Raw genomic sequence first — 20,226 nt, 5'->3', positions numbered from 1 at the left:
CTGCCCCACATTACCAAAGATAGACCCTTGGGATCATTCGCCGAAAAGGATGGCGCCATAGTCGGTGGCACGATGCAGGATGTGGATGATGATCACCTTAGCACGTACAACGCGGTAAAAGATCAGGTAGTTGCCGTGAACACGTCGGCGAATATCATAGTGTTCAAAGCGGGGGACGACGGCGAAGCCATTCGGACTCTCGACGAGACCGTAACAACTACTCCGGAGTTCTTGGAGGAATGAAACGGCGCGCGCGCGCTGTGGATTGTGCTCGGCAATATAATCAGCGATCTGCTCAAGATCGCGTTCGGCCTCCCTGGAAAATTCAAGGATCATACCGATTTTTCGGCCTTCTCAGCCATCGTCCGATACTTGGCGTCGAGGCGGTCGAAAACATCGCTCGCTGCCTTAGTTCGATCAGCGTCCGCATCGGCAATACCGCGCATGATGGAAGCATCCAGCGCGGCGAGCCTGGTCTCCCTATCCTGGACCAATCGCACGCCTTCACGCAGGACTTCGCTTTTCGAACCGTAGCGCCCTGTGTCAACGAGTTGCTGGACATAGCTTTCGAGCTGCTTTCCCAGATCTGCGCTGATCATGTGATCCTCCATCTATTGTGATGGCGAAGTCATAAGCCATTTATCAACTATTACCAAGGCGAGCATTCTTTTGGTGAGCTTCAGCGCCGGCAGTCGCCGCCTTGCCAGACCTGTCGACCATCTTATTGGGCCGAGCGTCATCCAGTTCGGCCACGCTGAGCGCAACGGCTAGACAAACCTATACTGGGCGCTTTTGCGATGCGAAATGAAGCTAGCATAACTGCTGGGTCGGCAGTTCATATCTCATCAAGACCTGGGCCCTACGCGATTGGTTCACGTTGGGTTGCCAATGCTTTCCTGAATGAATGCAGCGGTTCGGCCGTAATGTGCAACAAGTAGTTCAACTGCCGCGTCGGGCTGTGAATCCAGCACAGCGCGAAGCAGTGCATCATGCTCCTCGCCAACCTTGCGAACTCTAAACGATTTTCGGCTTGATAAAGCTCGGTATCGCGAAAGCCGGTCGGCGAGCTGCTCGCAAAACGCTATCAACGGACGAGAACCGCAGTTGCCGATCAACAGGGCATGGAATTTGCGGTGGCAGCGCTCCCATTCGGGATTGTTCTCAAAATTGTCAGGGTTGAGCGATCTCGGGGTTCGATCAAGCCGGTGATGCGCAACCAGAAGCGCTTCTTCCCAGGCGGGAGTAGCGTTCGCGATCGACTCCCGTAGTGCTGTTCCCTCGACCCAGCCGCGTGTTTTAGTCAGTTCCGCCAGCTCCTCCAGGCTGATGGACTGGACGAAGAAACCGCGCTGTTCCTTCCCGACTACCAAATCCTCCGTGGTAAGCCGATTAAGCGCCTCGCGTAGCGGTGTTTGCCCCGCACCGTAATGCTCCATGAGAAACCGAAGTTGCAGTTTCCGCCCGGGTTCAAGCTGTGCGGAAAGGATGTCGGCTTTCAATCGCTCGTAGATGCCGGTGGCCAAGGTAGCAGGCGCTTCAACGGCTCCATGGACAATCCCGATACTCATGATGCTCCCAGCTTCTGATGACTTCCGATTTTATATACACAGTTTGCCATTGACTTGGAATTTATAAATTTTTGGCTTGCGTTACGAAATTTGCATAATTAAAGGTACGGCAGGGAGAGGACGAATGGTTGGAGCTTTCACATCGATGCCAAAGAGACGAGCCGCGTGCACTTGCTGCGCCGTGGATGTCCACTGTCATGTCGTGCCGTCACGTTTCCCGGGGGCGCCGGGAGGCGTGTCGACGGCAGGCTGGCCCAGCATGGTAGATGCCGGCGAATGCCACGCCACCATCGTCATCAACGATAAGCCTTACCGCACCGTCAGCGATGCCTGCTGGATGGCCAAACGTCGGCTTGCGGAAATGGATCGTGCAGGGATCAGGCTGCAGGTGCTGTCGCCCATGCCGGAACTCTTCGGTTACTGGCTCGACGCCAGCCCGGCCAATGATCTTGTGCGCCATGTCAACGATACGATCGCGTCTCTGGTCGCGGAGGGCGAGGGGCGTTTCGCCGGCTTCGGCGGCGTTGCCCTGCAGGATCTCGATCTCGCCATCGCGGAACTTCATCGCGTGATACGCGACCTGGGTTTTGCCGGCGTAGAGATCGGCAGCAACATCAACGGCATGCCGGTCGGCGATCCGCGCCTGCATCCGTTCTTCGCGGAAGCGGAAGCGCTGGGTGCTGCCGTTTTTGTTCATGCGGTCAGGCCGGCCGGCATGGACAGGCTCGTTGGGCCGGCCCCCCTGCAACAGATCCTTGGTTATCCGACCGATGTCGGGCTTGCGGCCGCCTCGGCGATCACAGGCGGACTTCTTACAAAATTTCCGAAGCTGCGCATCGCGTTCAGCCATGGCGGCGGCACATTCGCCTCGTTGCTGCCGCGTCTGCAGCAGGGGTATGAAGTCTTTCCGGCCGTCAGGGAAGTGATGCCCAAAGCGCCCGTCGAGCTTGCGCGCCGCCTCTATGTGGATTCGCTCGTCTTCGACGAAGAGACGTTGCGCCGGCTCGTTTCGATTTTCGGGGAAGACAAGGTGCTGATTGGCACGGATTACCCATTCAATTTCCGCGAGGCGGACCCGGTCGCCCGTATCGAGGCGACTTTTGCGGATCTCACCCTGCGCGAACGGCTGACATTCGCCAACGCGCAAGAATATCTGGCTTTGGACAAGGTTTCTTCAGATGAGCGACTTTCCCGTTTCGGCGCTGCGCAGCGTTGAGCTGTCGACGCCCGATCTCAACGGTTCCGTTGATTTCTACACACGTGTCTGGGGCCTTGAAGTGGTCGCCGAGGCGGACGGCAAGGTGTTCTTGGCGGCCAGCGGAGATGATTTCCATGTGCTGGAACTGAAGGAGGGAGAACGTGCCGAACTACGCAAGATCAGCTTTCGCGTCCGTTCCGCGGAGGATCTCGCCGACCTTCTCGACAAAACGATGGCAGCGGGCTGCACGGTCCTGCGCACGATCGGAGACGCGGATGCCCCCTCCGGCGGCCGCCGCTTCGTCATTCGCGAGCCGCAGGGTTCGGTGCTGGAATTCGTCCATGGCGACAGCCGTAAGGCTGGCACGGAGGTCGAAAATCGTCCGACCCGCTTGGCGCATGTGAATATTAATAGCGCCGATATCGGGGCTCTGACTACCTTCTATCAGGAAGTCCTCGGGTTTCGCCTTACCGACCGCTCCAAGCTGATGGCTTTCCTGCGCTGCAACGACGATCACCATGCTGTTGTGTTGGCCGAGGCGCAGCAAAACGGGCTCAACCATGTGGCCTTCCTCGTTCCGAACCTGGAATCGGTCATGCGCGGCTCCGGCAGGATCGCCGATGCTGGCTATCCGATCGGCTGGGGTGTCGGCCGTCATGGACCGGGGGACAATGTGTTTGCCTATTTCGTCGATCCGACCGGCGTCGTCATCGAATACACGGCCGAGGTCCTCCAGGTCGATGACGACTACCGGGTGAAAGGCCCGTCCGATTGGGTCTGGCCACCGGGCCGGACCGATCACTGGGGCATCGCGCTACCCAAGAGCGAGGCCTGCAAAAAAGCCCAGACCGCCATCGCCTTCGCCCAATAGACCGACCCGACGAACAGTTTTTAGAGGCATGCCAGTGCATATTGAAAGCGAAGTTTCCGATCATATCGATATCCTCGTCGTCGGCTTCGGCCCGGCCGGCGCCGTTGCCGCCGGCATGCTCGGACAGAAAGGCCACCGAACTCTTGTCGTCGAGCGCCTGACTGAGATCTACGACAAGCCGCGGGCAATCGCGATCGATCACGAGATCCTGCGCCATTTCGACAATATGGGCGTGGCCGATCAGGTTCTGCCCTATGTCGCACCGTTCACCGCGTCTCAGCATTTCGGCGCCAAGGGACAACTCATCCGTCGCATCGACATGGTCGCAAAGCCCTATCCGCTCGGCTATACGCCGAGCATGGTCTTCACCCAGCCGCCGGTGGAAGTGGCGCTGCGCCGCCATGCCGAAAGCTTCGACTGCGTAACCGTCGAGCTTGGCACCGAACTGATCGATCTTGCCGATACTGGCGAAGAGGTTCTGGCCAGGCTGAAAGATGCCGCTGGTCGTGTCCGCACCGTCTCTGCGCGCTATGTCATCGGTTGCGACGGCGCCTGGAGCACGGTCCGCCAGTTGTCCGGCATGAAGCTCGAGGATCTCGTCTTCGACGAGCCGTGGCTGGTCGTCGATGTCCAGGTTCATGACGGAGCCCTGTCTAAACTTCCCTCGACATCCGCGCAGTTCTGCAATCCGGCGCGCCCGACGAGTTTCATCATGGGGCCGAACAATCATCGTCGTTGGGAAATCATGCTGTTGCCCGGCGAAGACCCGCGCGAAATGGAAAAGCAGGAAAATGTCTGGATGCTGCTGGCGCCCTGGCTTGCGCCGGAAGATGGAGAGTTGTGGCGCGCCGCCGCCTACCGTTTCCATGCGCTCGTCGCCGACGAATGGCGGCGCGGCCGCATTGCCATTGCCGGCGACGCCGCCCACCAGCAACCGCCTTTTATCGGCCAGGGCATGTGCCAGGGCCTGCGGGACGTGTCGAACCTCGTCTGGAAGCTCGACCGGGTACTCAGGCAAGAATCCTCGCCCGACCTTCTCGATACATATACCGTCGAGCGCCGCCGACACGTGCGGACGCTGACCGGCAAGATCAAGGCGATCGGCCAGAATATCTGCGAGCGCGATCCGGCAGCGGCCGAAGCGCGCGATGCGCGCATTCTTGCCGAGGGCGGCGGACAACCGTTGACGATTACCCGCCAGGATATCGTTCCGCCGATTGAGGAAGGCCTCATTGCAGCCGAGGGAACGCCGGCGAGAGGCGTCCTGTTTCCGCAGCCGTCGATCGTCGAGCCATCGGCCACGACACTGCTCGACAAGGTAACGGGTACCGGTTGGCGCGTCTTCCTCGATGGCCGCAAGATCGCGTCCGGCGAGGGGGCTGGGCTCGGCGCGCAGCTTGCGGGCCTCGCCGTGCATGCCGTCGTTCCGGCAGGCAAGGGCAATGGCGAAGCCTCCGTTCTTCAGGAGAAGGACGGGGTTCTGGCCGATTGGTTCGATCGCAATGGTGCGGTCGCCGTCATCGTCCGGCCGGACCACTACGTATTCGGCGCGGCAAGATCGCTCGCCGATCTCAACGAACAACTTTCGGATCTGCATCGCCGCCTCGCATAAGGCGCGGCGCGACCTGCTGATCATATCCTGATACGGTTCTGGGAGGAAAACATGACCGATACGGCAATCCAGAAAGGCAGTGCGTGGCGCCCATTCGCGGTTCTCGCCCTCCTTTTCCTGTTTCAAACGCTGAACTTCTTCGACAAGCTCGTCTTCGGCTTGTCGGCAGTGCCGATGATGAAGGAGTTGCAGATCTCGCCGCAGCAGTTCGGCCTGATCGGCAGCAGCTTCTTCCTGCTGTTCTCGATCTCCGGCGTACTCGTCGGCCTGTTCGTCATCGGTCGCGTGCCAATCAAGTGGATCCTGGTGGTGCTGGCGGCGATCTGGTCGCTGACGCAGATACCGATCTATTTCACCAGCTCGGTAACGGTTCTGGTCGTTTGCCGCATCCTTCTCGGTCTTGGCGAGGGACCGGGCCTGCCGACGGCACTGCATGCCGCGCATAACTGGTTCAGCCCGGAAAAGCGAAGCGTGCCAAGTGCCGTCGTTCTTCAGGGCATCAGCGTCGGCCTGCTCGCGGGCGGCCCGATCCTCACCTATATCATCGTCCAGCATGGCTGGCGCACCGGCTTCCTGTTCTGCGGCGTTATCGGCATTTGCTGGATTTTCGCCTGGCTGTTCATCGGCGGCGAAGGTCCCTATGCGGCGAGCAACGAAAAGACCGTTGCAAGCCAGCCTTCCGAGGCACCGATACCCGCCCGCAAGCTCTGGCTCGATCCAACGGTTATCGGCGTCATCATCATGTCGACTATGTCCTATTGGATCGTCGGCATGTCCGCGACCTGGCTGCCGCCGTTCCTGCAGCAGGGGTTGGGCTACAGCCAGATGGAGACCGGCAGCGTCATTTCCGCCGTCTACATCTTCCAGTCGCCACTTCTTCTGATCGGCTCCTGGATCGCCCAGCGGATGCTGCAGCGCGGCGTCAGCAAGCGCACGACGCTCGGCAGCGCTTCCGGCTATGCCCTGCTGGTCAGCGGTCTTGCCCTGATCGGTTCCGTTCATGTCAGCGGTGGGTTGCAACTGGTGCTAATCGCCATCGCCTTTGCGGCACCTAGCCTCACCACCATTTATGGCCCGATTACGCTCGGTGCCGTCGCTCCGGCCGTCCAGCGCGGCAAGCTCATCGTCGTCATCTATTCCGCCAATGCCGTGTCCGCCCTCGCATCGAATGCCATCACCGGCATGATCGTGCAGCACGCCGGCCCCGAGCACCTTCCCGAGGGCTATGCGAACGCGATGATGTTTACCGCCGCTATCCTCATCATCGGTGCGATTTCCGCCTTCGCGTTGATCTTCCCGGACCGCACCATCCAGCGTTTCGGCGAGCGCAGCCGCATTTCCGATCACATGCAGCGGGCCTGACGGCCCGCCACTTCATAGCACTCAAGGAGAAGAACGTATGAGACTGTCCACCGTCAGAATAGCCGGCCGCACGACATGGGGCGTTGTCGACCAGGAGAGCTTCCGCGATGTCGGTGCCGTGCTTGCCGGCCGTTATGCCGATCTCAAGGCAGCCATCACGGCCGGCCTGGCGGGGGTGGCGGAGGCCGCGGCTTCCGCTGCGGCGACACCCCTTGCCGATATCGAATGGCTGCCCGTCGTGCCGAACCCGGACAAGATCCTTTGCGTCGGGCTGAACTACGAGATGCACCGCCAGGAAACCGGCCGTTCGGAAGTCGAAAACCCGACCATTTTCGCACGTTATGCCAATAGCCAGACCGGCCATCTAGCGCCGATCGTGCGCCCCAAGGTCTCGACCGATCTCGATTACGAAGGCGAACTCGCCATCATCATCGGCAAGCCCGGCCGGTATATCTCGCGTGAAGACGCGCTTAACCACGTCGCTGGCTATGCCATTTACAACGACGGTAGCATTCGAGACTTCCAGAAACACACACACCAGTTCACGCCGGGCAAGAACTTTCCGGATACCGGCGCCTTCGGTCCCTGGATGATGACGCCGGATGAACTCGGCCCCTTGGGAGATCTGCGCATACAGACACGTTTGAACGGTCAGGTCGTGCAGGATGCCACCTTCAGCCAGATGATTTTCGACATCGCGCGGCAGATTGAATATTGCTCTAGCTTTACGCGCCTTGAAGCTGGCGATGTCATTGCCAGTGGCACGCCAGGCGGCGTTGGCGCCAAGCGCACCCCTCCGCTCTGGATGAAGCCTGGTGACCTTGTCGAGGTTGAAATCGACAAGCTTGGCATCCTGAGCAACCCGATCGTCGAGGAAGTCTGATTACTGGACTGCGTGCGGTCCCAGAGGATGCCGATATTCGGCATCCTCTGGGATGCATACTAATTTCAGGCGTTCAGATCTTAGCCGAAAGCTTGTCGCAAGTTCGGTTCCCATCACGCCAAGAAGGCATCAGCCTCCCGTCGCCCGAACTGCCTATCTCAGCGCTGAGGTTAAATGGCAACCAACCGGTAACTACTCACGGCCTTCAGGTAACAGTCGTGGAGGTCGGCGGAATGTAAGGATCGCGGGCTGTTGGGCCGCCCTCCTAAAAGAATTCGCGTTAAAGCTTCGCTTAGACTCGACGATAACGCTGGCGCCCTGCCTCGATCTGCTCCGGAGTGTAGGGATCAGCTGCCTCATCGAAGCGGGTCCAACCTTGCTGGATGGAGCTTACACAGCGCGCCGCGACGTCGACTGGGCGAGAGCTGTCCAAGATCGCCTGGGCATCGACGACTTTGTTTTTTCGTATCGCTACTACGAGGTTGCTCCCGACGACCAGGCATCGCACACACTGGGCGCGCCGCCATCCAGTTCTTCAACGATGGTCACCGGTCGCTCGGCGAAATAACCACCATGTTGATCGGCACCTACGTCGGAAAGTGCGCAACGCGCACCAATGTCCCCACGTCAGATGCAGTACATCAGGCCGCGGGCGCCGAATGACCAACCAAAGTACGCTGGCTCTCAGGTCTTGTTAGTCTTCGGGGTGAATACAGCCACCTGATTGCGACCGCCAGTTTTTGCAGCATAGAGTGCGGCGTCCGCAGACCGCTGAAGCTGCTCGGGCGACCCCGTATCAAGGTCGTGCCTACAAGCGGCCACGCCGATACTCATGGTGACATGCGACGCAACCCGTGAGGTCGGGTTGGGGAGAGCGGCGGCTTGCACCCTGCTGCGGATGGTTTCTGCAATGATTTTCGCATCTGCCTCAGATGCCCCCGGCAGCAGGACAAGAAATTCCTCGCCTCCGTACCGCGCTACCTGATCGTGCTCGTTGCGAATGCTGCTCTGGATGATGCCGGCGACCTTGACCAGACAGCGATCGCCTTCCGCGTGCCCGAGATTATCATTCAGCTTCTTGAAGTCGTCGATATCACACATGAGCATGGCGGCGCCAAAGTTAGATCCGGTCGCTCCCTTCCAACAACGCTCGATGGTTTCAGTCATTGAGCGACGATTGGCAACTCCAGTCAGGGGATCTGTCCGCGCCAGCAGTTCGAGACGAGCATTGGCCTCGGCCAGATCCGCCAGTCGGCCGCGATCCCGCAACTCGAGCAGGAAGGTCTTCTGGGAGAGGATGGTGGCGGTGCGACGGGCGACGAGCGTCGCGGCCACGCCGCATGCGAAAAACAACGTTCCGGCCACAGCGCTTCCCGCACCAATGTCGGCGTTTCTGAGCTGGAAGAATAGGTAGAGGCCCAAAGCATAAGCTGCGATCGTCATTGACCAGCCAAGCGGTACCGGAAAGATGACGATCGCGGTGACCGCGACGAAAAGCATTATGGTCAGGTGCCGCTCGTAGAATTCGCCTCCGGAGCTGACGCCGACCAACGCAACCGACAGCAAGATCAAGAAGACACTCACCAGGACGACCGCGCCCTGTGCCCATAGGGGGCGGGGTTTCGAGAAGACGGCCGCAGCAATGAAGGCCGCGGGCGGTAGGATCAACGCGGGCAGAAGCATTGATCTGACCGTTTCGGTGGGAAGGAGGACGGCATTGAGAGCCAGCGTCAGCGCATCGAGCACAATGACCCACATCATCCAAGCTCGGATGATCTTTGAAGTCTGAGACCAAAAGCGCTCGCGAAAAAGGCGAGCGAGTTCTCCGGTAAGGCGGATCTCGCGTGTGCGTCTGGTGAGTTGCCGCTCGACTTCCTTGTCGATCTCTGGGCTCAACCTTTGAGGTGGCGTGCGCGGAAATGGCGTTGGTGGCTCGCCCGCGGCTGTTGATCTGACGGCGTCCATTGGGATGAACTAGCAAGGGCAGCGTCACAGGCAAGGGGTAGCGCGCAAACACGGTCTCCTGCAGACCCTGTATTGTCTACCGATGTTTAATCTGCCGCGGCTGCAAAATTGATAACTGTGTCGCTATGGGTCAGGGGGATGTCCGACGGTTAGCTCGGTCAAGTTCAAGGACCAGATCCACTGCCTTTGAGCGCGCGAGCGCTGGTCGGTCGGAACCGCCGGCGGATCGGGCTCTATTCGGCAGCGTAACGTACAGGGAAGACTTCGAGCGGCTCAACAGGGGCGATAATCTCGAAATCGCCGATCATGTGGTGCTCGTCGGACCCCGGCACCGCCAATGTCCAGAAATCAGGGGACTCGCCGAAGATCGTGGAAACCTGGACGATCGTCGTTCTCCCACCTGCATACTTGTTTGATCGAGCCCGGTAAAACTTGTCCGGAACCAAACTCTTCATAACGCCTGCTCCCGACGCTGTCTCTGCGTAATACCAGAAAATTCAAAGATGACTATCGCTCGTATCTGCGCTTCCACCGCAGCGTCGAGAATTCAAGCTCTCGGAAGCATTTGGCCCGCGCAAAACACGGGCCAAGCGACTTGTTTAAGGAACGGTAATGTCCCAGCTTTCGACTTGCCCATCCTGCGGTCCTGGCCAACGTCGTAGGTGACCTTCTAACGTGTCGGGCAAATTACGAAAGTTTACCGGAGCTAGGATTGTTCTTTGCACAATGGGTCTATCGATTGCTTGAGTGCCGGGACAGGTTTTATGGTGTGGCAGATCGCCCCCGGAAATCCTCGCAGCCTTAACGGCGGGATGAAAAACGACTTCGACCGTCTCCGAACGCTGTCCGCGTTCGGCGGCTCTAGGCAATCTTAACCTGCGGTTGGAGCGCGAGAACAATCTTCGGTGCTCGGCACTAACCTTTCTCACTTGCGATGTATTTTCCGGCTACCCGCGACACCAACGCCAGAGAGACTGCACCGGCGTCAGGATGACCTATGCTCTTTTCAGCAAGCGGACGGACGCGACCAAGTTTTGGGGTCAGCGTTGCAGTCGCATCGGCGGCAGCCTTTGCCGCATCCGCTGCAGCAGACCATGCTTCGGACAGCGACTTGCGGGCAGCAGCTTCTTTCTCCAGGGTCTCGACGAAGGGCACGAGTGCGTCAACGAGGGTCTTGTCGCCCGGGCGGGCGCGGCCAAGACGGGTCACGCTGTCTAGCGCCAGACGGGCGCCTCTCACGACGGCATGCTTTTCGATTGCGGCCGTATCGCTCAAGGCGTTGCTCCACGCGCGGAGCAGCAAGCCCCAGATGGCGCCAGAGGTGCCGCCGGCGCGATCAGCCCAGGCATCGCCCGCAGCGGCCAGAACACTGGCCGCACCCGCTCCGAGCGCAACGGCTGCCCTGGCGGCATCGAGAGCTGCGGCCGAGCCGCGGCGCATCCCCTGACCATGGTCGCCGTCACCCGCAACGGCGTCGATGCGACCAAGTTCTTCTTCCGCTTCCTTCAGTGTAAGCGCGATCTCCTCGATTACGCCTGCTACGCATTTGCCCTCGATTTTGGAGACGTCGCTGGCTTTGGCAAAGTTGGCGAGTGTGTCGCTGTCGTCGAGCGCTTCCGTGGCAGGAACGGTGGTGAACGTCGCTCCGCGGCGCAGCACCGGCGTATCGCAGGCGGCCGTCCAGAGCGGCTCCAGCTCATCGTCCAGCCAGAGCACCGTCAGCGAGCAAGCCTGCATGTCGAGGCTGGTGACGAATTCGCCGGCCTCCGGCATAACGGCTTCGAGGCCGGCAGCCTCAAGCCGTGCGGCGATCGCCGTCCAGAGCACGAAGAGCTCTTCGTATTTCGTTGCACCCAGCCTGCAGCGCTTCCATAATCCTCTTGCCGTCCTCAATCGACAGGCCGAGGTCACCATCAAACAGCCGCTCCCCCCGAGATTGTCTTTCTAGGCTGTCAACCGATTGGATCGTCTCCAAGTCCGTGAAATCCCCGCAGCGAAAGGCTAGGCCATAGCCTGCGCGATGCAGGGTTTGGCTATGGCATCAAAAGCTTCGAAATTTCGCGGGGCTTAGCGCATGGCCAGCGCACGTTCCATTCGGTCGAGGCCCTCGCTAAGCAGCGATCGTGGGCAGCCGAAATTGACACGGACGTAGTCTCCGTAAGCGGCGCCGAATTCCGATCCGGCGCTGAATCCCACCTTGCCGTGTTCGAGGAAGAACGCCTGCGGATCGGGAGCGAGCCCCATGTCGCCGCAGTCGAGCCAGGCAAGAAAGGTGGCTTCCGCCTTCACAAGCCGGATGGCGGGGAAACGGGACGCCACCTGTTCGGAAAGATAGTCTCGGTTGGCCTGGATATAGCCGAGCATCTTCTCTTTCCAGGCAGAGGCATGTGTGTAGGCCGCTATCGTCGCCTCGAGGCCGAGTACGTTGACGCTGTCGACCATTCCGAGCTTCGACTGCACGAAGCGTTCGCGGATCTCTTGGTTCTGAACGATCGCGAACGCGGTCTTGAGGCCGGCGATGTTGTAGGTTTTGCTGGCGGCCATCAGGGTGATGGTACGGTTCGCCGTCTCCTCGGAAAGCGTTGCGATCGGAACGTGGCGGCGGGCGTCGAACAGCAGTTCGCAATGGATCTCGTCGGAAATGATCAGCGCGTCATTCTTTTCGCAGAGCGTGGCGATCTCGGTGAGTTCGTCTCTTGTGAATACCTTGCCGGTCGGGTTCTGCGGATTGCAGAGAAGCAGCGCGCGTGATCTGGCAAGCGCGGAGGCCAGCGGGTCGACATCCATCACGTAGCCCTGCTCGGTTGTCTTGAGCGGCACTTCGTTGCGAACCAGACCCCAATGGCCGGCTGCATTGAGGATGGGGCGGTAGACCGGCGTCTGCACCACCAGCCCGTCGCCGGGCTCCAGCATGGCCTTCAACGCCATGTTGAAGCCGGGCTCGACGCCCGGCAGGAACACGATGTCGTCTACTGTAATCGACCAATCGTATTTAGAGGCCATGTCCTCGACGATCCGGGCGCGCATCTCGTCGCGGGCGACGCCATAGCCGAGCATCGGATGTTCGAGCCGGTTGCGTATGGCGTCGACGATCTCAGGTGCCGCCGGAAAGTCCATGTCGGCGACCCACATGGGCAGGATGTCAGCCGGATACTTGCTCCATTTCGAGCTGCCAGTGCCGCGGCGCTCGTGCACAGCATCGAAATCGGTCATTGCTTACAGTCCTCTGATCATGCCGCCATCGACGCGGATGGACGATCCCGTGACATAGCTCGCCTGAGAACTCGCCAGGAATACGGCGACGGCCGCGAACTCCTCGGGCTTGCCGTAGCGGCCGACCGGAATTTCGTTGCGCGATGCTTCCTGAACCGCCTCAAGCGAGGCGCCCGTCTTCTCGGCCTTGATGCCATCGAGCTCGCGAACGCGGTCGGTGGCGATGCGGCCGGGGAGGATCAAGTTGACGGTGATGCCGTGGCGGGCGACTTCGGAGGCGAGCGTCTTCGACCAGCCGGCGACAGCGGCGCGCACGCCGTTCGACAAAGCGAGATTGGCGATCGGCTGGACGACGCCGGAGGAGCCGATGGTGATGACGCGCCCCCACTTGCGGGTGATCATGCCCGTGAGCATGGCGTCGGTGATCGAAAAGATTGAGGTCGCCATCGACTGGAAGGCGGCAACCCAGTTCTCCGAGGACTGACCGAGCGCCGGACCGGCCTTCGGGCCGCCGGAATTGTTGACGACGATATCGACACCGCCTTCCGCGTTGAGCTTCTCGATCAGCACTGCGACCGAAGCGGCATCGGAGAGATCGACGGCCACCGGAACGATGTTTTCGGTCGCCTGGATCTTGTCTGCGCCGCGGGCGGCGGCGAAGACCTTGACGCCTTCGGCCGCAAGGCCGGCCGCGATGGCGGCGCCGAGGCCACGGCTGGCGCCGAGAACGAGTGCCTTTTTACCAGAGATCTGCAGGTCCATTAGTTCAAAGCTCCTAGTTTCTTTTCCTGGCGGGCAATCAGCCGCTCGACTTCGGCCACCGCCGCTGCATTCAATGCCGCACCGGGGCGGCGCTGGGCGGCGCTGGCGATCGCGCCGCGCTTGGCCAATACATATTTGCGAACGGCGAGGCCGAGACCCGGTTGCTGCTCGTAGCGCATGAGGGGGAGATATGCGTCGAAGAGATCATGAGCCTCCTCATGCCGGCCTTCATTGCTGAGTCGGCAAACACCGGCCATCATTTCTGGATAGGCAAAACCGGTCATGGCGCCATCGGCGCCGCGCTGCATTTCCTCCGGCAGGAAGACGCCAGCATTGCCGCACAGGATCGAGACGCGTCGGCGACCCTTGGCCTCGGCGGCGCGCAGGTCGGCGATCTTCTGCAGGCCGGGCCAGTCCTCGTGCTTCAGCATGACGATGCTCGGATGTGCCTCGAAGATCGCCCCGAGGGTTTTCGAGCTGATCTGGACGCCGGTTGCCAGCGGAAAGTCCTGGAGCACGACGGGGACGTCGGTGCCGATGGTTTCGACGACGTCGCGGTAATAGGTGGCAATCTGGTCGTCGGTGCGCAGGCTGGACGGTGGCGCAACCATGACGCCGGCAGCGCCGATATCCATCACCGCCTTGGTCAGTTCGCCGATCGCGGCAAGGCCGGGCGCGGAAACGCCGACGACGACGGGCTTGCCGGCCGAGCGGGCGAGCGTCCGGCGCGTCACGTCGATCGATTCCGCCTGGGTCAGCTTCGGCGCCTCGCCCATCATGCCCAGGATCGTCAGGCCGTCGGCGCCTTTTCCATAATAGAAATCGACCATGCTATCGATGCTGGCCGCGTCGATCGCGCCGCTCTCGTCGAAAGGGGTGCAGGCGATGACGAAGACGCCCGAGGCGTCGGCTGTGATGTGTGACATGTATTCTCCTCGCTAGAACACTCAGAACCAGGCGGAATTGCCGCGGCCGACATACTGGCCGTCGCCGGGGGCATTGACGATCTCCGTCCCATCATAGGCGAGCTTGCCGCCGACATAGGTGCGGGCGACGCGAACGCTGAATTCGCGGCCGTCGAAGGGGCTCCAGCGGAGCTCATCATGGGCCTTGGACGAATCCCAGACCTGCGATTCCATCTTGAGAATGGCAATGTCGGCATCCGCGCCAACGACAAGCGCGCCCTTTTGCGGCCACAGGCCGAAGAACTTGGCGGGGCGTTCGCACAGCTGCTCGACGGTCAGCTTCACGGCATCGAAGCCGCGTATCTCGGCACCGGTGTAGAAGGCGGGCAACAGGGTCTCGAGGCCGGGAACGCCGGCGCCGGCGTCGAAGATCGATGCCGTGAACTTGTTGTCGATCGGCCAGCTCGAATGGTCGGAGCTGACGAAGGCGACACGGCCCGCCACGACGTCGTCCCAGAGCAGTTCGATCTGGCCGGGGCGGATCGGCGGGTTGACCTTCATCTTGGCGCCGAGCGCCGGGCCGTCGATTTCGGGGTCGAGCCACAGATAATGGACGCAGAGTTCGCCGGTGGCGCGATAGCCGTCCGTCAGGTAGTTTTCGACGAGGTCGAAGCCACGCGTCGTCGTCAGGTGCACGATGTGGGCGTGCGCGCCGGCGGCGGCTCCGAGTTCGAGGAACTGCGCGGTCGCGGCCATTTCGGCGGCCGGTGGTCGGCTTTCGGAATGCGCCTCGATGCCGTCGCGACCGGCGGCCTTGGCGGCGGCGATGTTGGCGCGAACGATTTCCTGGTCTTCATTGTGCACGCCGAGCGGGATCGCGGTCTCGGCCAGCGCGGTGAAGATCTCCAGCGTCTGGTTGGAGGAGATGCGCGGGAAGCGGGTCGGGCTGCTTTCGAAGGTCGAGATCTTGAAGGCGACGACGCCGCCTTTGATCAGGCCGTCGATCTCGTCGGTGGACTGGCCGGGCATGACCGTGCCGTAGAGGGCGACGTTGGTGTGGGCGTTCTCGCGGATTGCTGCGACCTTGGCGTCCAGCTTAGCGACCGAGTTGAGCGGATCGGGATTGTCGTAGGGCATGTCGACGATGGTGGTGATGCCGCCGGCAACCGCCGAGCGCGTCGTGGAGCGTATGCCCGGCAGGCCGCCATAGCTGCAGGCGTGCGTCTGGCCGTCGATGACGCCGGGGATGAGCAGGTCCGCGCCGGCGTCGAAACTCTGGGCCGCATCAGGCGCCTCGCCGGTGCCAATCGCGGCGATCTTGCCGTCGCGGATAGCGATCCAGGCATTGTCAAGCGGTCCCTCGGGCAGCACGGCGGTGCCGCGAATGACGATGTCGTAGGTCATGATGCGTGCCTTCCGTATTGCAGATCGAGAGTGGTGCAGGCGAGTGCCACGCCGGCCTGAACCGGATCGATGACGGGAATGCCGAGCGCGTCCTGCATTGCCTGGCGATAGCCGCCGAGGCCGGCGCAGCCGAGAATGATGACGTCGGCGCCGTCCTCGTCGCGCAGCAGGCGCGCCGTGCGGGCAACGGTTTCGACCACATCGCCGGCCATGAGCTGGACGACCGTCATGTCGATGGAGCGATCACCGGCGAGCCGGCCGTCGAAGCCGAGCACCTTGAGATAGCGCAGGTGGCGGTCGATCGAGGATTGGCCGAGCGAGACGATGCCGAACTTCTGTCCAAGGCCCAGCGCCGCAAGATAGGCGGCCTCGGCGATGCCGACGACGGGACGCGTTGTCGCCTTTCTTACGGCGGCGATGCCGGGATCGGAAAAGCATGAAAGAACGAAGGCATCGGCGTCGGAGACCGCGATCGCTTCGAGAATGTTGGGTATCACCTCGGCGACATGTGCGTCAGTCTCGATGCCGGGCGGGGATTTCTGCAGTTCCGTGCAACGAATGTCATGGCGGCTGGCGCCGCGAACGATGCCAAGGCACGTCTCCATCGACCGGGTGACCGAGACGGAGCTGTTGGGATTGATGACGAGAATTTCTGACAAGGCGATACCTGCTGGGGGACAGCATTGCGTCCAATAAATATATTACGTAGTATATCAGAAAACTTAGCTTGTCAAAGTTCTGTTGGCGCAGGCCTGATGATGCGAAGTGTTCGTGGAAATTGGCGGATTGCTCGCCTATGTTGATGCTCGGCTCGACGGATGACGCCGCCGAAATCGGAAACTGGAGATTGATTTTGATTAAAGCGGACACGTCGAGCGGCAAGCATGGAAAGTCGCTGACGGAGACGGCTTATGCCGTTCTTCGCGAGCGCATCATCACCGGCGACCTGGCGCCCGGCGTGGAGGTCTCGGAGCCGGAGCTGGCCGAGCAGCTGTCGGTCAGCAAGACGCCGGTGCGCGAGGCCCTGGCGCGGCTTTGTGTCGAAGGCTTCATGGAGGCTTATCCCCGGCGCGGCTACCGAGTGACACCGGTGACGGTAAAGGACATGAACGACCTCTTCGCCATCCGTGGGATGCTGGAGGGGACTGCGGCCGCACTGGCCGCCAAGAACCTTAGTGATGCCGATCTCGATCTTCTCGATCAGCTCGCCGATGTCAGCTATGTGATCGGCGAGGAAGTCAGCACCAAGACCTTCGTCGATTCCAATCAGGAGTTCCACTCCGCGATCGCGCGCGGCTCGCGCAATCCGCGCCTCTATGCGCTGGTCATGAGCCATCTCGAGGAATGCGCGCGGCTGTTCTACATGGGCGCCCGCGTTCGCGACATCAATCCGGAGACGAATGACGACCATCATCGCATCGTGGCGGCGCTGCGAAAGCGTGATGCCGACAAGGCGCGCGACGCCGTGGTCGAGCACAACGAGAATACGCGCCAGGGGATACTGGGCGCGCTCGTCGCAACGGGGCAGGTGGGGCTGACGCTTTAAGTCGGCGCCCGTCGTCGCGTCAGGCGACCTTGACGAGGTGGCCGGGCGCCGGTTCGTCATAGCGGGCGACAGGCGGCTGGTAGTCGGCGGGCCTGATGGCGCTGCCGATCTCGCCGCCGGGTGTCGCGCGGCGGATGTGACGGCGGGCCGGATCGGCGATCGGAACCGCGCTCAAGAGCTTGCGTGTATAGCCGTGTTGCGGATTGCTGAAAATCTGCTCGCGCGTGCCGATTTCGACGATCTCGCCGAGATACATGACCGCGACGCGATGGCTGACACGCTCGACGATGGCCATGTCGTGGCTGATGAAGAGGTAGGCGATCTTCAGCTGCTCCTGCAGCTCCATCATCAGATTCACGACCTGCGCCTTGATCGATACGTCGAGTGCGGAGACCGCCTCGTCGGCGACGATCAGACCGGGATTGAGGGTGAGCGCGCGGGCGATGCTGATACGCTGTCGCTGTCCGCCCGAGAATTCATGCGGAAAGCGCCGCGCCATATCGGCCTGCAGGCCGACGCGCACCATCAGATCCGCCACCTTTTCGCGCGCCTCCTTCGCTGTCGCGAGGCCATGCGTGATCATTGGCTCCATGATGGCATCACCGACGCGCATGCGGGGATTGAGGCTCGAAAATGGGTCCTGGAAGATCATCTGCATATGCTGGCGCTGCTTCGTAAGCTTTGCTTGGTCGAGCGCTCTGATATCCTGGCCGTCGATATGAATGGAACCGCTGACGGGCTCGATGAGGCGCAACACGGAGCGACCGGTGGTCGACTTTCCGCATCCGGATTCGCCGACCAGCGAGAGCGTTTCCCCCTCATGGATATCGAAGGAGACGTTTTCGACGGCATGCACGCGGCCGCTGACCCGCCCGAAAAGCCCCGACTTGATGTCGAAACGGGTGACGAGATTGCGGACCTCAAGGATAGGGCGCTTGCCGGTTTCGACGGTGCCGGCGATCTCGCGTTCCGGCGAGGCAACGCCCGTGTCCGTATCCGTCAGCGGCAGCGTGGCCGGAAAGGCGCGGCCGTCCATCGAGCCCAGCCTCGGAACGGCCGACAGCAGCGCCTTGGTGTAGACATTGGCGGGCGCTTTGAAAATCTGTTCGGTCTTGCCGATCTCCAGCGCGCGCGAACGGAACATCACCACCGTGCGGTCGGCTATTTCGGCGACGACGCCCATGTCGTGGGTGATGAAGAGAACGGCCATGTTCTCCTCGTCCTGCAGCGACTTGATGAGCTGCAGGATCTCCGCCTGGACGGTGACGTCGAGTGCGGTGGTCGGCTCGTCAGCAATCAGCAGCTTGGGCCGGCAGGCGAGCGCCATCGCGATCATCACACGCTGGAGCATGCCGCCGGAGAGCTGGTGCAGATATTCGTCGTATCGGCTTGCTGCGGCCGGAATTCTCACGCGCTCGAGCAGGCGCACGGCCTCGGCGCGTGCTTCCTTTTTCGAGCAGCCGCGATGGCGGATAATTGCCTCGGCGATCTGGCGCCCGACCGTCAGGACCGGGTTGAGCGAGGTCATGGGTTCCTGGAAGATCATGGCGATGTCGTTGCCGCGCACGTCCTGCATCTGCCGCTCCGGCAGCGACAGGATGTCGGTGCCGCCGAGCGTGATCTTGCCTGATACCCGCGACGTGCGCTCCGGCAGCAGCCGCATGATCGACATTGCGGTGACGCTTTTTCCCGAGCCGGATTCGCCGACGATCGCGACCGTCTCGCCCGCCGCGATGCTGAAGCTCACGTCGTTGACGACAGGCGTCCACGCGCCATTTCTGCGGAAGGACGTGGTGAGATTTTCGACCGAAAGGACTGTCAAGCGCGGATACTCCGGGTGACGGCAAAGCTGGCAGGTCGATATTGCAACGCGTCAATGGACAAATGTCAATAAAAATACCTCGTGGAATATCACGTAAGATATTTTAAACTTGCGATCTTGTTCCCAATCGACAAATCTGCCGCTGACATAGATGCAGACAGGTGCCTCACCGGATCGATCGGAGACCGACATGACAGACGCGCAGCGCCAGACCGTTTTGCTCACCCCTACTCAGCTGCAGAAGATGCGCGCATCGGGCGCCGATGTGACCGTGATCGCGGTTCACTCGATCAATCCCTATACCGGCCAGGCTTCTTTCAAGGGGGCGCGCATCGAGGGTGCGATCGATACGCAAGCCTATGAGGATTTCCAATCGCCGGCGACCGTCGAGGGCGGGCAGCGGCCTTTGCCCGATATCGCGGTGCTGCAGGCCAAGGCGCGCGCCTGGGGGCTGCGCCGCGAGAGCACGATCGTCATCTATGACGCCGATCGCGGCATGACGGCGGCGCGGGCCTGGTGGGTGTTACGCTGGGCCGGTCTTCCTGACGTGCGGGTGCTTGACGGCGGCTTCCCAGTCTGGTTGACCGCCGGCCTTCCCGTCACCGAAGCGGTTTCTCATCCAACGCCAAGCGATGTCACGCTGACTTCAGGTCACATGAGCGAAATCGGGCCGGATGAGGCGCTGCGTCTCGCCGTCGATGGCGTGCTCCTGGATGCCCGTATCCGTCCGAACTACATCGGCGGCGCGTCGCTTCCCGGCCAGCCGCCACGCGGGCATATCCCGTATGCGCTCAGCGCGCCGGCGCCCGACAACGTCACCGATTACGGCAACTTTACCGATACGGCGACGCTGAAGGAGATGTATCGCGCGCTCGGCGCCGATGGGCGGAAGCCGGTGGGCGTCTATTGCGGTGCCGGGATGTCTGCCGCGCACACGGTGCTGGCGCTGGCGTCGATCGGCATCGATGCGGCGATGTATCCCGGATCGTGGTCGGCCTGGGTGAGCGATCCGTCGCGGCCGGTCATAATGGGAGCCGACCCTGTGTGAGCTGTGGGTGGCCTGAATTTTTCGCATGAATGCTGCTATGCGGAATAATCTTTTCGCAAATGCACAA

Annotated in this window: 18 protein-coding genes and 1 pseudogene; 7 read left to right on the top strand and 12 right to left on the bottom strand. The window is 61.4% G+C overall.

Annotated features, from left to right (window positions below; all coding sequences use genetic code 11):
* Positions 1 to 33: 33 nt before the first annotated feature.
* From ACVTFQ_RS28310 to ACVTFQ_RS28300, 3 genes are all read right to left on the bottom strand, one after another.
* A complete protein-coding gene (locus tag ACVTFQ_RS28310; RefSeq protein WP_111564683.1) occupies positions 34 to 336 on the bottom strand; it encodes a type II toxin-antitoxin system RelE/ParE family toxin in 303 nt (100 codons plus the stop codon).
* The gene (locus ACVTFQ_RS28305) at positions 333 to 599 is read right to left on the bottom strand and encodes a type II toxin-antitoxin system ParD family antitoxin (protein ID WP_111564684.1); all 267 of its coding nucleotides are present in this window, start codon (positions 597 to 599) and stop codon (positions 333 to 335) included. Before ACVTFQ_RS28305 ends, ACVTFQ_RS28310 begins: the two co-directional genes overlap by 4 nt.
* Before the next feature lie 273 nt (positions 600 to 872).
* On the bottom strand, positions 873 to 1,568 hold the full coding sequence (locus tag ACVTFQ_RS28300; protein WP_111564685.1) for a GntR family transcriptional regulator: 696 nt from the start codon (positions 1,566 to 1,568) through the stop codon (positions 873 to 875).
* Positions 1,569 to 1,644: 76 nt separating this feature from the next.
* On the opposite strand from ACVTFQ_RS28300, the gene ACVTFQ_RS28295 reads away from it, so the two are divergent.
* From ACVTFQ_RS28295 to ACVTFQ_RS28275, 5 genes are read left to right on the top strand one after another with little or no spacing between them, the layout of a single operon-like run.
* Positions 1,645 to 2,784 carry an amidohydrolase family protein gene (locus ACVTFQ_RS28295; RefSeq protein WP_470424328.1) on the top strand — a complete coding sequence of 380 codons (1,140 nt, stop codon included), beginning with the start codon at positions 1,645 to 1,647 and terminating at the stop codon, positions 2,782 to 2,784.
* On the top strand, positions 2,747 to 3,637 hold the full coding sequence (locus ACVTFQ_RS28290) for a VOC family protein (RefSeq protein ID WP_111564686.1): 891 nt from the start codon (positions 2,747 to 2,749) through the stop codon (positions 3,635 to 3,637). Before ACVTFQ_RS28295 ends, ACVTFQ_RS28290 begins: the two co-directional genes overlap by 38 nt.
* Positions 3,638 to 3,671: 34 nt before the next feature.
* A complete protein-coding gene (locus ACVTFQ_RS28285) occupies positions 3,672 to 5,249 on the top strand; it encodes a bifunctional 3-(3-hydroxy-phenyl)propionate/3-hydroxycinnamic acid hydroxylase (RefSeq protein ID WP_413396850.1) in 1,578 nt (525 codons plus the stop codon).
* A 51-nt stretch (positions 5,250 to 5,300) separates the two neighbouring features.
* Positions 5,301 to 6,611, top strand: coding sequence for an MFS transporter (locus ACVTFQ_RS28280; RefSeq protein WP_112436898.1), 1,311 nt, complete (start codon positions 5,301 to 5,303; stop codon positions 6,609 to 6,611).
* A 37-nt stretch (positions 6,612 to 6,648) separates the two neighbouring features.
* Positions 6,649 to 7,494, top strand: coding sequence for a fumarylacetoacetate hydrolase family protein (locus ACVTFQ_RS28275; protein ID WP_111564689.1), 846 nt, complete (start codon positions 6,649 to 6,651; stop codon positions 7,492 to 7,494).
* A 684-nt stretch (positions 7,495 to 8,178) separates the two neighbouring features.
* Here the strand turns inward: ACVTFQ_RS28275 and ACVTFQ_RS28270 are convergent.
* The 8 genes and pseudogenes from ACVTFQ_RS28270 to ACVTFQ_RS28235 all read right to left on the bottom strand — a co-directional run bounded on the left by ACVTFQ_RS28270 (position 8,179) and on the right by ACVTFQ_RS28235 (position 16,402).
* The gene (locus ACVTFQ_RS28270) at positions 8,179 to 9,459 is read right to left on the bottom strand and encodes a GGDEF domain-containing protein (protein WP_112989735.1); all 1,281 of its coding nucleotides are present in this window, start codon (positions 9,457 to 9,459) and stop codon (positions 8,179 to 8,181) included.
* A gap of 233 nt (positions 9,460 to 9,692) precedes the next feature.
* Entirely contained in the window at positions 9,693 to 9,914 is a 222-nt protein-coding gene (locus ACVTFQ_RS28265; RefSeq protein ID WP_111564691.1) for a hypothetical protein, read from the bottom strand.
* Between the two features lie 460 nt (positions 9,915 to 10,374).
* A pseudogene (locus ACVTFQ_RS28260) lies at positions 10,375 to 11,316 on the bottom strand (DAK2 domain-containing protein); the annotation flags it as partial.
* A gap of 210 nt (positions 11,317 to 11,526) precedes the next feature.
* Positions 11,527 to 12,672: a MalY/PatB family protein gene (locus ACVTFQ_RS28255; RefSeq protein WP_111564693.1), complete on the bottom strand. Its 1,146-nt coding sequence runs from the start codon at positions 12,670 to 12,672 to the stop codon at positions 11,527 to 11,529.
* Positions 12,673 to 12,675: 3 nt separating this feature from the next.
* Positions 12,676 to 13,434 carry an SDR family oxidoreductase gene (locus ACVTFQ_RS28250; protein ID WP_112980999.1) on the bottom strand — a complete coding sequence of 253 codons (759 nt, stop codon included), beginning with the start codon at positions 13,432 to 13,434 and terminating at the stop codon, positions 12,676 to 12,678.
* Positions 13,434 to 14,360 carry a dihydrodipicolinate synthase family protein gene (locus tag ACVTFQ_RS28245; RefSeq protein ID WP_112436902.1) on the bottom strand — a complete coding sequence of 309 codons (927 nt, stop codon included), beginning with the start codon at positions 14,358 to 14,360 and terminating at the stop codon, positions 13,434 to 13,436. The genes ACVTFQ_RS28250 and ACVTFQ_RS28245 overlap by 1 nt, the downstream gene beginning before the upstream one ends.
* Before the next feature lie 21 nt (positions 14,361 to 14,381).
* Positions 14,382 to 15,743: a dihydroorotase gene (locus tag ACVTFQ_RS28240; protein WP_111564696.1), complete on the bottom strand. Its 1,362-nt coding sequence runs from the start codon at positions 15,741 to 15,743 to the stop codon at positions 14,382 to 14,384.
* Positions 15,740 to 16,402 (bottom strand): aspartate/glutamate racemase family protein, encoded by a 663-nt coding sequence (locus tag ACVTFQ_RS28235; RefSeq protein WP_111564697.1) that lies wholly within the window; start codon positions 16,400 to 16,402, stop codon positions 15,740 to 15,742. Before ACVTFQ_RS28235 ends, ACVTFQ_RS28240 begins: the two co-directional genes overlap by 4 nt.
* 194 nt (positions 16,403 to 16,596) lie before the next feature.
* On the opposite strand from ACVTFQ_RS28235, the gene ACVTFQ_RS28230 reads away from it, so the two are divergent.
* Positions 16,597 to 17,289: a GntR family transcriptional regulator gene (locus ACVTFQ_RS28230; protein ID WP_470424327.1), complete on the top strand. Its 693-nt coding sequence runs from the start codon at positions 16,597 to 16,599 to the stop codon at positions 17,287 to 17,289.
* Positions 17,290 to 17,308: 19 nt separating this feature from the next.
* On the opposite strand, the gene ACVTFQ_RS28225 is transcribed toward ACVTFQ_RS28230, so the two are convergent.
* A complete protein-coding gene (locus ACVTFQ_RS28225; RefSeq protein WP_470424326.1) occupies positions 17,309 to 19,111 on the bottom strand; it encodes an ABC transporter ATP-binding protein in 1,803 nt (600 codons plus the stop codon).
* Positions 19,112 to 19,301: 190 nt separating this feature from the next.
* Here ACVTFQ_RS28225 and ACVTFQ_RS28220 point away from each other — a divergent pair, with 190 nt between their 5' ends.
* Positions 19,302 to 20,159: a sulfurtransferase gene (locus ACVTFQ_RS28220; protein ID WP_162718187.1), complete on the top strand. Its 858-nt coding sequence runs from the start codon at positions 19,302 to 19,304 to the stop codon at positions 20,157 to 20,159.
* The last annotated feature ends 67 nt before the right edge of the window (positions 20,160 to 20,226 follow it).

The organism is Rhizobium sp. O111 (genome assembly GCF_055616315.1).
This window is presented reverse-complemented; position numbering and strand designations above follow the sequence as displayed.